We start from the raw sequence: 15,463 nt of genomic DNA on the forward strand, positions 1-15,463 counted from the left end.
ATGAGCGTCAAACCTATTCCAGAGGGTTATCACAGCATCACCCCGTATCTGGGGATTCAAAAAGCGGCCGAAGCCATCGAGTTCTACAAGAAAGCTTTTGGCGCCATTGAAGTCATGCGCCTGTCCATGCCCGATGGCGGCATCGGCCACGCTGAACTGCGCATCGGCGATTGCCCGATCATGCTTGGCACGCCGTGCGATCAGGGGCCACTGAGCAATCCGGACAAGTCGCCGTCCGTGGGGCTGCATCTGTATGTGAACGATGTGGACAAGTCTTATAAACAGGCGATTGCCGCTGGCGGCACGGTGGTGTCCGAGGTCAAGGATCAGTTTTATGGCGACCGCTCGGGAACCCTGAAGGATCCCTATGGGCATCTGTGGTTTCTGGCTACGCGCAAGGAAGATCTGACTCAGGAGCAGATCGAGCAGCGGGCGCAGGAGATGTTTAAACAGGGTTGAAATCTTCAGTGCCTGATCTGGCCTCATCGTCGGAACGCCGCCCGGAGCAAGCTCGCTCCCACAGTTTGATCTTGGGTGTTCACAAATAATGTGATCACAGAAGATCCCATGTGGGAGCGAGCTTGCTCGCGATGGCGTTGGGTCAGCCAACAACGATGTTGAATTGAAGATTGCAATCGTCGGAACGCCGCCCGGAGCAGGCTCGCTCCCACAAAGGGCAGGCTTCATTGCAATACGAAACATTTTCTTTCATATCCCCCTTCGGGATTTTCGATGCTCATCCGTCTTATTTAGATGCAGTCGGCCCGCGTAGGCAAAAGCCACGACCCGGCCCTTCATGGACCTCATCGCTGGGAAGCCCGCAGCAGAGGCCCACTCATCGAAACAAGACCTTTAATCATGTCGAAGAAATCCCGCTCAAAACTCTGGTTTCTGGTCCATAGCTGGCTGGCATTGCCGATCTGGTTTTTCGTACTGATCGTCTGCGTGACCGGCACCCTGGCGGTGGTCAGCCAGGAAATCGTCTGGCTGGCCAACCCGCAAATGCGCGCCAGCCAACCTTCGGACGATGCGCCGCTGCTCAGTTATGACCAGATCATCGCCGCCATCAAGAAGGCTGAGCCCAACACGCTGGTTGAGGCCATCAGCCGACCCGATGAATCGCACTTCGCCCTCGACGTGGACGTCAGCTACCCCGACGGTCGCTCGGTGACGGTTTACGTCAATCCCTACAGCGGCGTGATTCAGGGCACTGCCCCACAATTCAATTTCAAGGCGTTTACCCGCGCCCTGCACGGCTGGTGGCTGGTGCCGTTCACCAACGGTTACAGCTGGGGCTGGTACCTGGTGTCATTCCTGAGCTTGCCGCTGCTGGCTTCGGTGGTCACCGGGCTGGTGGTCTACAAGCGCTTCTGGAAAGGATTCTTGCGACCGACGTTGCGCATTCGTCACGGTGCACGGATTTTCTGGGGCGACTTTCACCGCCTCAGCGGCATCTGGTCGATCTGGTTCATCGCGGTGATTTCCATCACCAGCACCTGGTTTCTGATTCAGGCGTTCATGTTCGATAACCAGATTTCGATTTCCACCGCGCCGGTGGCTGCCGTGGTTCCGCGGGAAAGTGTCCCGCTGACTGCCGACGGTTCGCCGGCGCCGATGATCAGCCTGGAGACGGCGATTCGCGAAGCCAAGGAACGTATTCCCGGACTGGACGACAGCTTCGTCAGCCTGCCCGCCAATGCCTATAGCTACCTCTCGGTAGGCGGGCGCAGTTGGTATCCGCTGATGTTCCAGACTGCCGACATCAACCCGTACACCGGCGACATCGCTGCCACCCGCCTGTTGTCGGACCGCTCCGGCCTGGAGCTGGTGACCGAGTCCATGCGTCCTCTGCACACCGGGGATTTCGGCGGCATCTGGATCAAGCTGATCTGGTTCTTCTTCGGCCTGATCCTCAGCATGATGGTCCTCAGCGGCCTGTTGATCTGGACCAAGCGCACCGCCCTGGCCACGGCCAACGCCCTCAAGCGCGGCCATAAACGCCCGCGCAGTCAGACCGCTCCGGCCAACAGCCGTGAAACCACGGAGGTCAGCCAATGAGCCTGTTCGCCGCTGATAAACCGGGCTCGAAACTGAGCCGTTTCTGGCACAAATGGCGCTTCCACATCAACGTTCTGCTGTTGCTGGTGCCGCTGGGGTTCATGCCCAAGTACTTCGCCGACGCTGCGCTGTTTCGCGGTGACACCGGCCTGGGCGAGCGGGAGATCGGCGAGGTTCAGGTCGGCCCCTGGAGCCTGCGCCTGGCCGAGTTGCGAAACGAAGCACCGACCCTCGATGGTCCGGCCGGCTATATGAAAAGCTTCAACGCGGCGCTGTGCGACAGCTGTCGCAATCAGGTCAAGGCGACGTACCTGCGCATTGGCAAACCGCGCAGCCTGCGCGCTGCCGGGGTGATTTTCTTCGGCACGCCGTACCGCATGGGCGCGATGTTGCCGATCCCCGAGAAGACCAAAGCCGACGCCGAGCTGTGGATCACCATGGAAGGCTGGGACGGCGCCATGCATCAGGCCTCCGTCCCCCTGAGCCAGGCATCCCCGGCCACCCTCGCCTGGCTGAACCAACAAGGAGGCAAACCATGATCAACGTTATACGTCCTCTAAGCGCTGCGCTGCTGGTGCTCTGCGTCGGTTTCAGCGCCAGCGCCCTGGCCCACAACCCGATGTGCGAATGCAAAGCCATCGACGCCGAGCAGATCAAATGCACCGGCGGTTTCTCCGACGGCAGCGGCGCCCCCGGGGTGACCCTGGACGTGATCGGCTACGACGAAACCATCCTGGTGCCGGGCAAGCTCGGCGCCGATTCGACCCTGACCTTCAAGAAGCCCAGCGCCGAATTCTACGTGCTGTTCGATGCTGGCCCTGGCCACGTCGTCGAGATCGACCAAGCGGACATCGAAGCCCCATGAGTACGCCGACTACGCAAATCGTCCGCCCGGCCGGTGCCGGCCATGAAACCCTCTACGTGTTGCTGTTGTGCCTGATGATCCTCGCGGTGGCCGGCTCGGTGGTCGCCTGGCGCGGTGAGTCTCAGGAAGTCAGCAGCGTGGGCAGCCATCAACTGGACGCACGCCGTGACTTGAGCGCATCCGAGCAAGGCATCTACGCCGACCTGCGGGTGACGCTCGACGAGATTCACCTGCTGCGTCAGGAGCAACAGGCGCTACCCGCCCCCGCAGCCCTTGCCGATGAAGGTTTTGCGCCGTTCGCCCAGGATGCCAGTTCCGTCAGCCGTGGCGGTCATGCCTGGCAATTACTCGACGCCACGGCTTACTTCGGCCAGAGCCAGACGCCCACCGTGGCGGGTTCGTTTCTGATGCGTTTGACCGCTGACGACGATGCGCCGGACGTCTGGCTCAACCGCGGCAACGCCCTCGCTGCCCCGACCGACCTCACCGACGCCGCACTCGAAAGCGCTGGCTGGCAGCAGATCGTCGCGCAATTCGATGCCGGCGTGACCCGCCAGCACCGGCACTGAACCCTCGCCTTCACCCGAGAGAAGACCGCTTTCCCATGCCTATTTCATCTCAACGTTCTTTCTTGCGCCTGATGTTGGTCGGTTTACTGGCTTGTCTGCTGACCCCGCTGGCCAGTGCCGACGAGGCCAAGCGCCTGCGCATCGGCATCACCCTGCACCCTTATTACAGCTACGTGGCGAACATCGTCGGTGACAAGGCCGAGGTGGTGCCGCTGATTCCGGCCGGTTTCAACCCGCATGCCTACGAACCGCGCGCCGAAGACATCAAGCGCATCAGCGGGCTGGACGTGGTCGTGCTCAACGGCGTCGGCCATGACGACTTCGCCGACCGTATGATCGCCGCCAGCGAAACGCCGAACGTCCCGGTGATCGAAGCCAACGAAAACGTGCCGTTGCTGGCCGCCACCGGCGTCGCCGCTCGCGGTGCCGGCAAGGTCGTAAACCCGCACACGTTCCTGTCGATCAGCGCCTCAATTGCCCAGGTCAACAACATCGCCCGGGAACTGGGCAAGCTCGACCCGGCCAACGCCAAGACCTACACCCAGAACGCCCGCGCCTACGGCAAACGCCTGCGGCAGATGCGCGCTGACGCCTTGGCGAAACTGACCCAGGCGCCGAACGCCGAACTGCGGGTGGCCACGGTTCACGCGGCGTACGACTATTTGCTGCGCGAATTCGGCCTGGAAGTGACCGCAGTGGTCGAGCCGGCGCACGGCATCGAACCGAGCCCGAGCCAGCTGAAAAAGACCATCGATCAACTGCGTGAACTGGACGTGAAGGTGATCTTCTCGGAGATGGATTTCCCGTCCACCTACGTCGAGACCATCCAGCGTGAATCCGGGGTGAAGCTGTACCCGCTGTCGCACATTTCCTATGGCGAATACACCGCCGACAAGTATGAAAAGGAAATGACCGGCAACCTCAACACCGTGGTCCGGGCGATTCAGGAGTCCGGGGCATGACGGCGAAAGAAACCATCAGTTCGACCAACCCCGAATCCCCTGTGGGAGCGAGCCTGCTCGCGAAGGCGTCCAGTCAGTCAACATCATCGTTAAATGACACACCGCAATCGCGAGCAGGCTCACTCCCACAGGTTTCGGGGCCGACCTTGGGTTTCGCGGAAGTCAGCCTGACGCTGGGCCGCACGACGATCCTCGACAACGTCACGTTTCAGGTCCAGCCCGGCAGCGTGCATGCGCTGGTCGGCCCCAACGGCGGCGGTAAAAGTTCGCTGATCAAGACCCTGCTCGGGCAGATGCCGCATCAAGGTCGCTTGAGTCTGCAATGGCCCGGCACACCGGGGACCATCGGCTACGTGCCTCAAGCCCTGGAATTTGATCGCGGCTTGCCGATGACCGTCGACGATTTCATGGCCGCGATGTGCCAGCGGCGTCCGGCGTTTCTCGGGTTGAGCAAGCACTACGCCGCCGCGATTGGCGAAGCCCTGGAGCGGGTCGGCATGCAGGACAAACGCAAGCGGCGCATGGGTGCGTTGTCCGGCGGTGAGCGTCAGCGTGTGTTGCTGGCTCAAGGGTTGATTCCGGCGCCGCAATTGTTGGTGTTGGATGAACCGATGTCGGCTTTGGATGAGGCGGGAATTCAGGTGTTCGAACGGCTGCTCGGCGACTGGCGCCAGAGCGGCATCACCGTGCTGTGGATCGAGCATGATCTGGAAGCCGTGGGTCGTCTGGCGGATCGGGTCACCGGGCTCAATCGCCGGGTGCTGTTCGATGCCACGCCGAAACAGGCGCTGACCCCGGAACGCCTGCTGACCCTGTTTTCGACCCATCCACGGAGCGCTGCCTGATGAGTTACGAAGCCTTTCGTTTGATGGTCCAGGGTTGGGCCTCGTCAGGTTATCTGCCTGAGGCGCTGGCCTATGGATTTGTGGTCAACGCGTTGCTCGCCGGTTTGCTGATCGGCCCGGTGCTGGGCGGTTTGGGCACGTTGGTGGTGGTCAAGCGTTTCGCTTTTTTCTCCGAAGCGGTGGGCCACGCGGCGCTGACCGGCGTGGCCATCGGCATTCTGCTGGGCGAACCGTACACCGGGCCTTACGGCAGTCTGTTCGGCTACTGCTTGTTGTTCGGCATTTTGCTGAATTACCTGCGCAACCGCACGGGTCTGGCGCCGGATACCTTGATCGGTGTGTTTCTGTCGGTGTCGTTGGCGCTGGGTGCCAGTCTGCTGCTGATTCTGGCGGGCAAGATCAACGTGCACATCCTCGAAAACGTGCTGTTCGGTTCGGTGCTGACCGTCAACGGCAATGACCTGCTGGTGTTGGCCATCGTCGGTTCGCTGGTCATGGCGCTGTCCTTGCCGTTGTACAACCGCATCATGCTGGCCAGTTTCAATCCGCAACTGGCGGCGGTCCGTGGTGTGGCGGTGAAGACCCTGGATTATCTGTTTGTGATTCTGGTGACCCTGATCACCGTGGCGGCGGTGAAAGTCATCGGCGCGATTCTGGTCGGCGCGCTTTTGGTGATTCCAGCGGCGGCGGCGCGATTGTTGAGTCAGTCGCTGAAGGGCTTCTTCTGGTGCTCGGTGCTGATCGCCACGGTCAGCACGCTGTGCGGGATCCTTGCGCCGATTGTCTTCGACCTGCCTATCCCGTCCGGTGCCGCGATCATTCTGGTGGCCGGTATCGCCTTCGCTCTCGCCGCCATTGCGCGTGGCGTTGTCCCCAGCCTGAAAGGGAATCTCGGATAAATGTCTTTCTCTCTGCGTCAACTGACCCTGGCCGCAGCCCTGTGCGGGCTGGTCAATACATCCATCGCGGCGGACAGCGCCAAACCGCTGCGCGTACTGGCGTCGTTGCCGATCACTTACGGGCTGGGCGAAGTTTTGCTCAAAGGCACCGACGTCAACCTTGAACGTGCCGCGCCGGCGAACCTGCCCGGCAGCCGTCAGACTGCGTACTTCACAGGTCGTGGCGCTCCGGCACTGGCCAAACTGGCGACCGACGCCGATGCAGTGATTGGTCTGCGCTCGCTGTGGGCGGATGATCCGCTGTACCCGATCTCCCGGCGTAGCAACATCCGCATCGTCGAGGTCGACGCCGCACGCCCGGTGGACGGCGCCCTGCCCGGCATCGCCGTGCAGCCTGGCAACAAGGTTGATGGGTTGAACAGTCAGCCGTGGTTCTCCAGCAACAACATGGGGCGGATGGCGGACGTGATGGCGGCGGACCTGGTGCGTCTGGCGCCCGAGGCCAAGCCGAAGATCGAGGCCAACCTGGCGGCGCTCAAACAGCGCTTGCTCAAGTTCAGCGCCGACAGCGAAGCGCGACTGGCCAGTGCCGACAACCTCAGCGTGATGAGCCTGAGTGATCACTTTGGCTATCTGATCGGCGGTCTCAACCTGGAGCTGATCGGCCTCGATGCGCGGCCGGATGCCGAATGGACACCCGAAGCGCTCAAGCAATTGGGTACGACGCTCAAGGACAACGACGTGGCGGTGGTGTTGCACCACCGACAGCCGTCGGAGGCGGTGAAAGCGGTGATTGCCGAGGCCGGGAGTCGGTTGGTGGTGTTGAGTGTGGATGCGGCGGATCCGGTGGCCGAGCTGGAGGGGAATGTGGATTTGCTGATCAAGGGGTTGAGTGGCGTGTAACGTCAGTTAGTCCGCGTTATCGTTCTTCGCGAGCAAGCCCGCTCCCACATTTGACCGCATCCGCCCGGACAACTCGGTCAAGTGTGGGAGCGGGCTTGCTCGCGAAAGCGGCCCGACAAACGACACAAATGCCAGATCTGAAAAAGCCCGCTGACCTTACTGGTTCAGCGGGCTTCTTTTTGCGCGGTGACTTAATTAGCCACAGCCGCCTGTTCTTCCATTTTCTGACGCAGGCTCAGCGGACGCATGTCAGTCCAGGTTTCTTCGATGTAAGCCAGGCATTCCTTCTTCAAGCCGCTCTTGCCCACGGTGCGCCAGCCAGCAGGCACGGCTTTGTAGTCGGGCCAGATCGAGTACTGCTCTTCGTGGTTGACCACGACCTGAAAGAGGATGTCCTCGCGGTCGAATACTGAAGTCATGGTGTTTCTCCATCGCTGTAGGGTGGGCTGCACTGCGTGCGCAGCCGTTATGTAGAAGGAACGTGTCAGAGACTGAAAAATTTAGACACTGGCGGTGGCAGCAGCCATGGCCCTGCCGAAAATCTCGGCTACCCGATCGATTTCCGCGGCAGTGATCACCAGCGGCGGCAGGAAACGCACCACGCCGCCATGACGGCCGCCCAGTTCAAGGATCAAACCGCGCTTGAGGCATTCGCGCTGCACCAGCGGCGCCAGACGACCGAAGATCGGTGGATGACCCAAGGCATCCGGCGCGCCCGTCGGATCGACCAATTCGACGCCAAGCATCAAGCCGCGACCGCGGATATCACCCAGTTGCGGGAAGTCCCGTTGCAGGATGCGCAGGTGTTCGCTCAAGCGCTCGCCCATGGCGGCGGCGTGCTCGCAGACCTTGTGTTCGGTCAGGTAACGCATCACTGCAGAACCTGCGGCCATGGCCATTTGATTGCCGCGGAAGGTCCCGGCATGGGCGCCCGGCAGCCAGGTGTCGAGCCAGTCGCGATAGACCACCACGGCCAGTGGCAAACTGCCGCCGATGGCTTTGGACATGACCACCACGTCGGGAATGATCCCGGCGTGTTCGAAGGCGAACATCTTGCCGGTGCGGGCAAAACCGCTCTGAATTTCATCGACGATCAGCGCCACACCGGCCTTTTCGGTAATCCGCCGCAGGCCGCGCAGCCAGTCGAGATCGGCCGGGATCACCCCGCCCTCGCCCTGCACCACTTCGACGATCACCGCCGCCGGCAATTGCACGCCGGCTTCTGGATCATTGAGCAGGTTTTCCAGGTAATTCAGGTTGACCTGCACGCCTTGCGCGCCGCCGAGCCCGAACGGGCAGCGGTAATCGTAGGGATACGGCATGAACTGCACGCCGTTGCTGAGCAAAGCGCCCAAAGGCTTTTTCGGCCCCAGACTGCCCATCAGGCTCAGCGCGCCTTGGCTCATGCCGTGATAACCGCCCTGGAAGGACAACACGGTGCTGCGCCCGGTGGCGGTGCGCACCAGTTTCAGCGCGGCTTCCACCGCGTCGGTGCCGGTCGGGCCGCAGAACTGAATCCTGGCTTCAGCGGCCAAAGCCGGCGGCAGTAGACCGAACAGGTCCTGGACGAATTGATCCTTGACCGGGGTGGTCAGGTCGAGGGTGTGCAGCGGCAGTTCATCGGTCAGCACTTGCTGGATCGCTTCGATCACCACCGGATGGTTGTGCCCAAGGGCCAACGTCCCTGCGCCGGCCAGGCAGTCGATGAAACGGCGGCCTTCGACGTCTTCGACATAAATGCCCTTGGCACGCTTGAGGGCCAGGGGAATGCGTCGCGGGTAGCTGCGGGCATTCGATTCCTGCCGGTTTTGACGGGCCAGCAGCGGCGATTCGTTGAACTGATAAAGCGTCTCGGTCGGCGCCGGAGTGATCCGGGCCGACTGATCTTCCATAAGGCTGGTAGCGACTGACATCTCTCGACCCCTCAATAAGGTTTTCCTGTTCTGGAAACGCATCAGGGCGCCGAGGATTTAGACCCTCGATCAGCTTTCTATGAAGGGGGTGGCAGCGCCTTGTGCATGGGAATGGCGTGGAGCCCGGCTACGGCGAAGGTTTCGGCGCAAGGCTGGTAACCCAGATGACGGTAAAACGCTTCACTGGTGCGGGTGCTGTTGAGTCGTGCCTGGCACAAACCCTGATCGGTCAGCCAGCCTTCGAGGTCGCGCACCAGCGCTTGCCCGGCCCCGCGACGAAACCATTCCGGTTGCACATAACAAAACGCGACCTTGCCGCTGATCGCAGCCATCGCGACGCCGACCGGTTTGTCGTGCAACAGGGCGATGTTCAGGTACAACCGCTCGTCGGTCAGCCAGGGCTGCACGTGTTCGATGGTTTTGTTGTGGGTCCAGGTGGCGACGGTGAGCGGATCGTTGCGATGGTCGAGCGCGCAACCCACGCGAATGGAGCGCTCGACGATCCGACTGATGATGCCGGCGGCGGCGGGGGTTGCTTTGCAAATGTGCAGGGGTGCATCCATGGCGCTGTTACCTCAATCCATTGAGAAAAAGCTGCCGGGGACGATAGCGCTGTGGGGAGCGGGTGGCTAATGGAGAGACGTTACATTTGGTGTGCCTGCAGAATCCCCCTCACCCTAACCCTCTCCCCAGGGGGCGAGGGGACTGACCGAGGTGGTCTTAGAGCTACATCGACCTGAAAATCCGAGTCGAACTCAGTTTTTGAAAAGCATGAAAATCGGCTCCCTTTCCCCCTCTCCCCACTGGGGCGGTCCGACGTTTCGGGAGGGCTGGGGTGAGGGGTGGATTTTGAAGTTCACACCGGTTGCAACGGCATGGTCAGTTCAACCCGCAACCCGTCCGGCCGGCTGTCGAAATGCAGGGTGCAACCACAGCGCTGGACGATTGCCTGAACAATCGCCAGACCCAGGCCGCAGCCGGTGCTCTGACCGTTGCGCCAGAAGCGTTGGGTCAGGTGTTGCAGATCGTCTTCGGCAATCCCCGGGCCGTGGTCGCGGACCAAAAAGCGCACGTGACTGCCAGTGGTTTCCAGGCTCAGCTCCACCGCTCCTTCGCCAGGGGTATGACGCAGGGCGTTGTCCAACAGGTTGCGCAACGCCGCAATCGACAAAACTGCCGGCATTTGCACCGGTGCAGCGGAGAATTTGCTCGGCATCTGCAGCTTGATCCGCTGACGATCACCGCTGGCAGCATCTTGAATCGCCAGTTTCGCCACCTGCTCGGCGCTGCATTGCACGCCGTCATCGAACGACAGGCTGCCCTCGACCCTCGCGAGCAACAGCAATTGCTCAAGGGTCCGGTGCAGGCGATCGGCGCCCTCTTCGGCCCGGGCCAGGGATTGATCCCGGGCCGCGCCGTCGGTCATGCGCGCCACTTGCAGGTGGGTCTTGATCGCCGTCAGCGGGCTGCGCAATTCATGGGCAGCGTCACCGGTCAGACGGCGTTCCCGTTCGATGGTCTTGCCGATCCGTTGGAACAGCTGATTCTGGGTGTCCAGCAACGGTTGCAGCTCGCTGGGTAGCGGCTGGATCTGCAGCGGTTCCAGGGAGTCGGCGCTGCGGCGCATCAAGGCATCGCGCATGCGGTTGAGTGGCGCCAGCCCCTGGCCGATCCCCAGCCAAAGCAGGCACAGGCAGCCGAGCAAGGCCACGCCCACCGGCACCGAAGCGGCCAGCAGGATCGACATGTTCAGCGCCTCACGCTCGATCTGCCGGTCGGCGGTGGTGATGCGCACGTCGCCGCGGGCCAGGGTGAAACTGCGCCACGGTGCACCGTCGATCATCTGGTCGTGGAAGCCCATTTTCTCGGCTTCCAGGGTTTGTTGCGGATCGGTGTGACTGCGGGCGAGGATTTCGCCGCGCAATGAACTGACCTGGCAGGCCATGCCGCCGGGGAGGTTCAGTTGTTCTGCGCTGAAATGGGTGCCCTCGCCCTTGCTCGGCAATGGCGGCAATTGCTCCATCAGGCCCGCGACCATCCGCGCCGAGGCCACCAGCCGCTGGTCAAGGGAAAACATCATCTGATTGCGCAAATCGCTGAGCATCCAGGCTGCAGCCAAGGCCCAGATCAGGGCAAAAGCGGCGCCGAGTGTCAGGCTCAGGCGCAAACGCAGGCTCATCACTTTTTCAATTCCTCTGCGCCATCGGCCGGCCCCAGGCGATAGCCCAGGCCGCGCACCGTCTCGACAATGCCATTGCCGAGTTTGCGCCGCAGGTGATGGATATGCACGTTGAGGGCGTTGCTTTCCAGCTCATCGTTAAAACCATAAACGCTGTCTTTCAGTTGCTCGGTCGACAGCACCCGGCCACGGTTGTGCAGCAAGGCTTGCAACAGCGACTGCTCACGACGGGAAAGGTCCACCGGCTGGCCGCCGAGCATGGTTTCGCGGCTGCTTGGGTCGTAGGTCAGGCGACCGTGTTCGATCAAGTTGACGCTGCGCCCCGCCACCCGTCGTAACAAGGTGTGCAGGCGCGCGGCGAGTTCACGCAAATCGAACGGCTTGAGCAGGTAATCGTCGGCGCCGGCTTGCAAGCCGTCGACGCGGTCGGTGACTGAATCCCGGGCGGTGAGGATCAACACCGGGATTTCCAGACCGCTATGTCGCAACTGCTGCAATAGCTTCAAGCCATCCTCATCGGGAAGACCAAGGTCAAGCACCATCACGTCAAACTCAGCCACCTTGAGCATCGCCCGCGCAGACGATGCGGTGGCGACATGTTCTACCGTCAGGCCCTGAGCGGTGAGGCCGGCGACAATGCCGCTGGCGATCAACTCGTCGTCTTCGCAAACCAGTACGTGCATGGTGAGACCTGTTGAAAAAAGGTGATTAGGCCGGTGGCCGATTAAGCGGACATTATGCCGCAAGCGCCATTGCCACAAGGCCACTGTGGTTAATCATCGGTTAATCGCCGCCTCCCATCCTGCACCTCACTTGCACAGGGATAAGGCTTACCCATGCGTCGACTGTTTTTATTTTTTGTTCTCTTGATCTCGGGTCTGGCCCAGGCAGGGACTGATCCGTTCGCGACCAAACCCGATTTTCTTCCCGTCGGCAAGGCGTTCATCTTCACCTCCGAACGCCTTGATTCCGGTGAAACCCAGCTCTATTGGCAGATTGCCGACGGTTATTACCTCTATCAGAAACGCCTGAAGTTCGATGGTTTACCCGCTGAACACCATCCCGTATTACCTGAAGGCGAAGCGCACAGCGACGAGTTCTTCGGCGAACAGCAGGTCTATCGTCAGGGTCTGGAACTGAAGATTCCGGCAGGTGCGACCGGTCAGATCAAGGTCGGATTCCAGGGCTGTGCCGATGCCGGTTTGTGTTATCCGCCGCAAACGCAGGTGGTGGATCTGGGCGGTAAATCCGCTATCGCTGCGACAGACGAAGCACCGGATCAAGCCCTGGCCAGCGGCCTGCAACAACGAGCACTGGGCTGGAGCTTGTTGGTGTTCTTCGGTCTGGGGCTGTTGCTGGCCTTCACACCTTGCTCGCTGCCGATGCTGCCGATTCTGGCCGGTTTGATCGTCGGCAGTGGCGCCACGCCCAAGCGCGGTTTCGCCTTGGCCACCAGCTACGTCGTGAGCATGGCGTTGGTGTATGCGGCGATGGGCGTGCTGGCCGCGCTGCTCGGGGCGAATCTGCAGGCGTTATTGCAGAACCCCTGGTTGCTGGGCAGTTTCGCGGCGGTGTTTGTGTTGCTGGCGTTGCCGATGTTCGGCTTCTTCGAGTTGCAACTGCCGGTGGCCGTGCGTGATCGATTGGAAAATGTCTCGCGCAGTCAGCGTGGCGGCAGCCTGTTCGGTGCCGGTGTGTTGGGGGCCTTGTCCGGTTTGCTGGTGGGGCCGTGCATGACCGCCCCGCTGGCCGGTGCGCTGCTATATATCGCTCAAAGCGGCAATGCGCTGCATGGCGGGCTGATTCTGTTCGCCATGGGCATCGGCATCGGTGTGCCGCTGCTGTTGTTGGTCACCGTCGGCAATCGCTTCCTGCCCAAACCCGGCGCCTGGATGAACCTGCTCAAAGGTGTGTTCGGCTTCCTGTTCCTCGCCACCGCGTTGCTGATGCTGCGCCCGGTGCTGGATGAATCACTGTGGATTGGTTTGTGCGGTGCGTTGCTGCTGATTGCCGCGTACAGCGCCTGGAAGCAGTCGGAAGGTTTCGGTCGCGTCGCCCATGTGTTCGGCGCCAGCTCACTGTTGCTGGGTGTGTGGGGCAGCTTGCTGCTGATCGGTGCTGCCGGCGGCAGTGATGACTTGGTGAAGCCTTTGCAGGTCTACAGCGCTTCAAACTCGAGCAGCGCCGCAAACCCGGTCGGGCACGACGCATTCACCACGATCAAGGACCCGGCAACTCTGCAACGGGAACTCGACGCGGCACAGGCTCAAGGCCAATGGGTGCTGCTGGATTACTACGCCGACTGGTGCGTGTCGTGCAAGGTCATGGAAAAACAGGTGTTCGGCAAAGCCCACGTACTGCAAGCCTTGAGCGATGTGCGCTTGCTACGGCTGGACGTCACCGCCGACAATGCCGCCAGCCGCGAACTGCTCGGCCGTTATAAAGTGCCGGGGCCACCGAGCCTGTTGTGGATCGGCGCCGACGGCATCGAGCGTCGCAGCCAGCGCATCACCGGCGAAGTCGATGCCGACACTTTCCTGCAACGCTGGACCACCACCCGAGACGCCCGTTAATGCTGACCTTTACCCTCGGCACTTTTGCCATCGCGCTCAATCACCTGCTGCTGATCAGCGCCCTGGCGCTGGCGACCTTCGTCGGCTGGCGGGTGGCCAAGCGCGGCGGCGAGAATCCGGAGTCGGTGCTGTTCAGCCTGTTCCTGCTGGGCATGCTGGCCGCCCGGGTCAGTTTCGTGGCCGTTTACTGGGCCCATTATCGCGATGACCCCTGGCAGATCATCGACCTGCGCGACGGCGGTTTCCTCGCCTGGCCGGGCGTAATCGCACTGCTGCTTGCCGCGTTGTATCGAGGCTGGCGTCGCCCGGGCTTGCGCCGCCCGTTGGGCTTTGGCGTGGCCAGCGGCCTGGCGTTCTGGCTGCTGGCGACCTTCTCACTGACTATTTACGAACAAGGCACGCGCCTGCCGGAAATTACCCTGCGCAATGCCGCCGGTGAAACCGTGCAACTGGCCGATTACAAGGGCGGCCCGTTGGTGATCAATCTCTGGGCCACCTGGTGTCCGCCGTGCCGTCGGGAAATGCCGGTGCTGGAAAACGCCCAGCAACACCGCCCGGACTTGACGTTCCTGTTCGTCAATCAGGCTGAAAGCATGCAAAGCGTCAGTACTTTTCTGGAAACCCAGGGCCTGAGCCTGTCCAACGTGCTGTTCGACGGCAGTGGCCGATTGGGCCAGGCCGTCGGCTCCATGGCGTTGCCGACGACGCTGTTCTATAGCCCCGACGGTCGCCTGCTGGGCAGCCATCTGGGTGAGCTGTCGGAAGCCAGCCTGGCCCGCGCCCTGGAAAACTTCGACACCCCGAATCCTGCCGTACCGGCCACCTCTTCAAGGAAATTGCCATGCCCCGCCTCCGCCACCTGCTGACGTTGACCCTGGGCGCTGCCCTGCTGCATCTACCGTCGGTGCAGGCCGCCGAAGAATTGCCCGAAGCGATCAAGAAAATCGAAGCCAAGGGCGCGAAAATCGTCGGCCAATTCGACGCACCCGACGGCTTGCGCGGTTATGCGGCGCAGTACCAGAACCGTGGCATAGCGTTGTACCTGACTCCGGATGGCAAGCACGTGCTGCTCGGCAATCTGTACGACGCCGACGGCAACGACCTGAGCAGCGCGCCGTTGCAGAAGCTGGTTTACGCACCGATGGCCAAGGAAGTCTGGGGCAAGATGGAAGCCAGCAACTGGATCGGCGACGGGAAGAAAGAGGCACCGCGGATCGTGTACCTGTTCAGCGATCCGAACTGCCCTTATTGCAACGTGTTCTGGGAACAGGCGCGACCATGGGTCAAGGCGGGCAAGGTGCAGTTGCGGCACATCATGGTCGGCATCATTCGCGAAGACAGTCCGGGGAAATCGGCAGCACTGCTGGCCGCCAAGGATCCGCAGAAAGCGCTGGAAGACCATGAGAAGGCAGGCAAGAACAGCTCGCTAAAAGCCCTGAAAAACGTACCCCCGGCGATTCAGGCGAAACTGGCGGCCAACATGCAGTTGATGGAAGACCTGGAACTGCAGGCCACCCCGGCGATTTTCTACATGGACGACAAGGGCGAGCTGCAACAACAGCAAGGTGCGCCATCGCCGGACAAGTTGGTGCAAATTCTCGGGCCTAAGTGAATTTAATGGCCCCATCGCGAGCAAGCTCGCTCCCACATTGGAATGCATTCCCCTGTGGGAGCGAGCCTGCTCGCGATGGCGTCAG

General features: G+C 61.6%; 17 protein-coding genes. 12 read left to right on the top strand and 5 right to left on the bottom strand.

Features of this window, described 5'->3' with window-relative positions; translation table 11 throughout:
- From ACYZTZ_RS19540 to ACYZTZ_RS19580, 9 genes are all read left to right on the top strand, one after another.
- A complete protein-coding gene (locus ACYZTZ_RS19540; RefSeq protein ID WP_461999430.1) occupies positions 1-459 on the top strand; it encodes a VOC family protein in 459 nt (152 codons plus the stop codon).
- A 399-nt stretch (positions 460-858) separates the two neighbouring features.
- Positions 859-2,058, top strand: coding sequence for a PepSY-associated TM helix domain-containing protein (locus tag ACYZTZ_RS19545; protein ID WP_461999431.1), 1,200 nt, complete (start codon positions 859-861; stop codon positions 2,056-2,058).
- Positions 2,055-2,597, top strand: coding sequence for a thiamine pyrophosphate-binding protein (locus ACYZTZ_RS19550; RefSeq protein ID WP_461999432.1), 543 nt, complete (start codon positions 2,055-2,057; stop codon positions 2,595-2,597). The genes ACYZTZ_RS19545 and ACYZTZ_RS19550 overlap by 4 nt, the downstream gene beginning before the upstream one ends.
- Positions 2,594-2,923: a hypothetical protein gene (locus tag ACYZTZ_RS19555; protein WP_461999433.1), complete on the top strand. Its 330-nt coding sequence runs from the start codon at positions 2,594-2,596 to the stop codon at positions 2,921-2,923. Before ACYZTZ_RS19550 ends, ACYZTZ_RS19555 begins: the two co-directional genes overlap by 4 nt.
- Positions 2,920-3,492 carry a DUF6162 family protein gene (locus ACYZTZ_RS19560; protein WP_461999434.1) on the top strand — a complete coding sequence of 191 codons (573 nt, stop codon included), beginning with the start codon at positions 2,920-2,922 and terminating at the stop codon, positions 3,490-3,492. The genes ACYZTZ_RS19555 and ACYZTZ_RS19560 overlap by 4 nt, the downstream gene beginning before the upstream one ends.
- Before the next feature lie 35 nt (positions 3,493-3,527).
- Complete coding sequence (locus tag ACYZTZ_RS19565) at positions 3,528-4,454, top strand: metal ABC transporter substrate-binding protein (RefSeq protein WP_461999435.1); 927 nt, start codon at positions 3,528-3,530, stop codon at positions 4,452-4,454.
- Positions 4,451-5,299, top strand: coding sequence for a metal ABC transporter ATP-binding protein (locus tag ACYZTZ_RS19570; RefSeq protein ID WP_461999436.1), 849 nt, complete (start codon positions 4,451-4,453; stop codon positions 5,297-5,299). The genes ACYZTZ_RS19565 and ACYZTZ_RS19570 overlap by 4 nt, the downstream gene beginning before the upstream one ends.
- Positions 5,299-6,198, top strand: coding sequence for a metal ABC transporter permease (locus ACYZTZ_RS19575; RefSeq protein WP_401354711.1), 900 nt, complete (start codon positions 5,299-5,301; stop codon positions 6,196-6,198). Before ACYZTZ_RS19570 ends, ACYZTZ_RS19575 begins: the two co-directional genes overlap by 1 nt.
- Positions 6,199-7,101, top strand: a complete 903-nt coding sequence (locus ACYZTZ_RS19580; RefSeq protein ID WP_461999437.1) for a metal ABC transporter substrate-binding protein — start codon at positions 6,199-6,201, stop codon at positions 7,099-7,101.
- Between the two features lie 191 nt (positions 7,102-7,292).
- On the opposite strand, the gene ACYZTZ_RS19585 is transcribed toward ACYZTZ_RS19580, so the two are convergent.
- From ACYZTZ_RS19585 to ACYZTZ_RS19605, 5 genes are all read right to left on the bottom strand, one after another.
- Positions 7,293-7,520 carry an MbtH family protein gene (locus ACYZTZ_RS19585; protein WP_046049211.1) on the bottom strand — a complete coding sequence of 76 codons (228 nt, stop codon included), beginning with the start codon at positions 7,518-7,520 and terminating at the stop codon, positions 7,293-7,295.
- Between the two features lie 81 nt (positions 7,521-7,601).
- Entirely contained in the window at positions 7,602-9,014 is a 1,413-nt protein-coding gene (locus ACYZTZ_RS19590; protein ID WP_461999438.1) for a diaminobutyrate--2-oxoglutarate transaminase, read from the bottom strand.
- Positions 9,015-9,091: 77 nt separating this feature from the next.
- Positions 9,092-9,577, bottom strand: a complete 486-nt coding sequence (locus tag ACYZTZ_RS19595; protein WP_461999439.1) for a GNAT family N-acetyltransferase — start codon at positions 9,575-9,577, stop codon at positions 9,092-9,094.
- Between the two features lie 293 nt (positions 9,578-9,870).
- Complete coding sequence (locus ACYZTZ_RS19600; RefSeq protein WP_461999440.1) at positions 9,871-11,196, bottom strand: ATP-binding protein; 1,326 nt, start codon at positions 11,194-11,196, stop codon at positions 9,871-9,873.
- Complete coding sequence (locus ACYZTZ_RS19605) at positions 11,193-11,876, bottom strand: response regulator (RefSeq protein ID WP_074878741.1); 684 nt, start codon at positions 11,874-11,876, stop codon at positions 11,193-11,195. Before ACYZTZ_RS19605 ends, ACYZTZ_RS19600 begins: the two co-directional genes overlap by 4 nt.
- Positions 11,877-12,029: 153 nt before the next feature.
- Between ACYZTZ_RS19605 and dsbD the strand changes: the two genes are divergently transcribed.
- Genes dsbD through dsbG form a run of 3 tightly spaced genes read left to right on the top strand, consistent with a single transcriptional unit; the run spans position 12,030 to position 15,378 of the window.
- The gene (dsbD, locus tag ACYZTZ_RS19610; protein ID WP_461999441.1) at positions 12,030-13,766 is read left to right on the top strand and encodes a protein-disulfide reductase DsbD; all 1,737 of its coding nucleotides are present in this window, start codon (positions 12,030-12,032) and stop codon (positions 13,764-13,766) included.
- A complete protein-coding gene (locus ACYZTZ_RS19615) occupies positions 13,766-14,632 on the top strand; it encodes a TlpA family protein disulfide reductase (protein WP_461999442.1) in 867 nt (288 codons plus the stop codon). The genes dsbD and ACYZTZ_RS19615 overlap by 1 nt, the downstream gene beginning before the upstream one ends.
- The gene (gene dsbG, locus ACYZTZ_RS19620) at positions 14,608-15,378 is read left to right on the top strand and encodes a thiol:disulfide interchange protein DsbG (RefSeq protein WP_461999443.1); all 771 of its coding nucleotides are present in this window, start codon (positions 14,608-14,610) and stop codon (positions 15,376-15,378) included. The genes ACYZTZ_RS19615 and dsbG overlap by 25 nt, the downstream gene beginning before the upstream one ends.
- The last annotated feature ends 85 nt before the right edge of the window (positions 15,379-15,463 follow it).

The sequence above is a fragment of the Pseudomonas sp. LB3P58 genome (genome assembly GCF_054897895.1).

Bases quoted from the DNA above. Each gene is read 5' to 3' on its own strand.
- dsbD (WP_461999441.1), top strand. From the start codon at position 12,030: ATGCGTCGACTGTTTTTATTTTTTGTTCTCTTGATCTCGGGTCTGGCC.
- ACYZTZ_RS19570 (WP_461999436.1), top strand. From the start codon at position 4,451: ATGACGGCGAAAGAAACCATCAGTTCGACCAACCCCGAATCCCCTGTG.
- ACYZTZ_RS19605 (WP_074878741.1), bottom strand. From the start codon at position 11,876: ATGCACGTACTGGTTTGCGAAGACGACGAGTTGATCGCCAGCGGCATT.
- ACYZTZ_RS19565 (WP_461999435.1), top strand. From the start codon at position 3,528: ATGCCTATTTCATCTCAACGTTCTTTCTTGCGCCTGATGTTGGTCGGT.
- ACYZTZ_RS19540 (WP_461999430.1), top strand. From the start codon at position 1: ATGAGCGTCAAACCTATTCCAGAGGGTTATCACAGCATCACCCCGTAT.
- ACYZTZ_RS19590 (WP_461999438.1), bottom strand. From the start codon at position 9,014: ATGTCAGTCGCTACCAGCCTTATGGAAGATCAGTCGGCCCGGATCACT.
- ACYZTZ_RS19560 (WP_461999434.1), top strand. From the start codon at position 2,920: ATGAGTACGCCGACTACGCAAATCGTCCGCCCGGCCGGTGCCGGCCAT.
- ACYZTZ_RS19555 (WP_461999433.1), top strand. From the start codon at position 2,594: ATGATCAACGTTATACGTCCTCTAAGCGCTGCGCTGCTGGTGCTCTGC.
- dsbG (WP_461999443.1), top strand. From the start codon at position 14,608: ATGCCCCGCCTCCGCCACCTGCTGACGTTGACCCTGGGCGCTGCCCTG.
- ACYZTZ_RS19545 (WP_461999431.1), top strand. From the start codon at position 859: ATGTCGAAGAAATCCCGCTCAAAACTCTGGTTTCTGGTCCATAGCTGG.
- ACYZTZ_RS19615 (WP_461999442.1), top strand. From the start codon at position 13,766: ATGCTGACCTTTACCCTCGGCACTTTTGCCATCGCGCTCAATCACCTG.
- ACYZTZ_RS19585 (WP_046049211.1), bottom strand. From the start codon at position 7,520: ATGACTTCAGTATTCGACCGCGAGGACATCCTCTTTCAGGTCGTGGTC.
- ACYZTZ_RS19595 (WP_461999439.1), bottom strand. From the start codon at position 9,577: ATGGATGCACCCCTGCACATTTGCAAAGCAACCCCCGCCGCCGCCGGC.
- ACYZTZ_RS19580 (WP_461999437.1), top strand. From the start codon at position 6,199: ATGTCTTTCTCTCTGCGTCAACTGACCCTGGCCGCAGCCCTGTGCGGG.
- ACYZTZ_RS19575 (WP_401354711.1), top strand. From the start codon at position 5,299: ATGAGTTACGAAGCCTTTCGTTTGATGGTCCAGGGTTGGGCCTCGTCA.
- ACYZTZ_RS19550 (WP_461999432.1), top strand. From the start codon at position 2,055: ATGAGCCTGTTCGCCGCTGATAAACCGGGCTCGAAACTGAGCCGTTTC.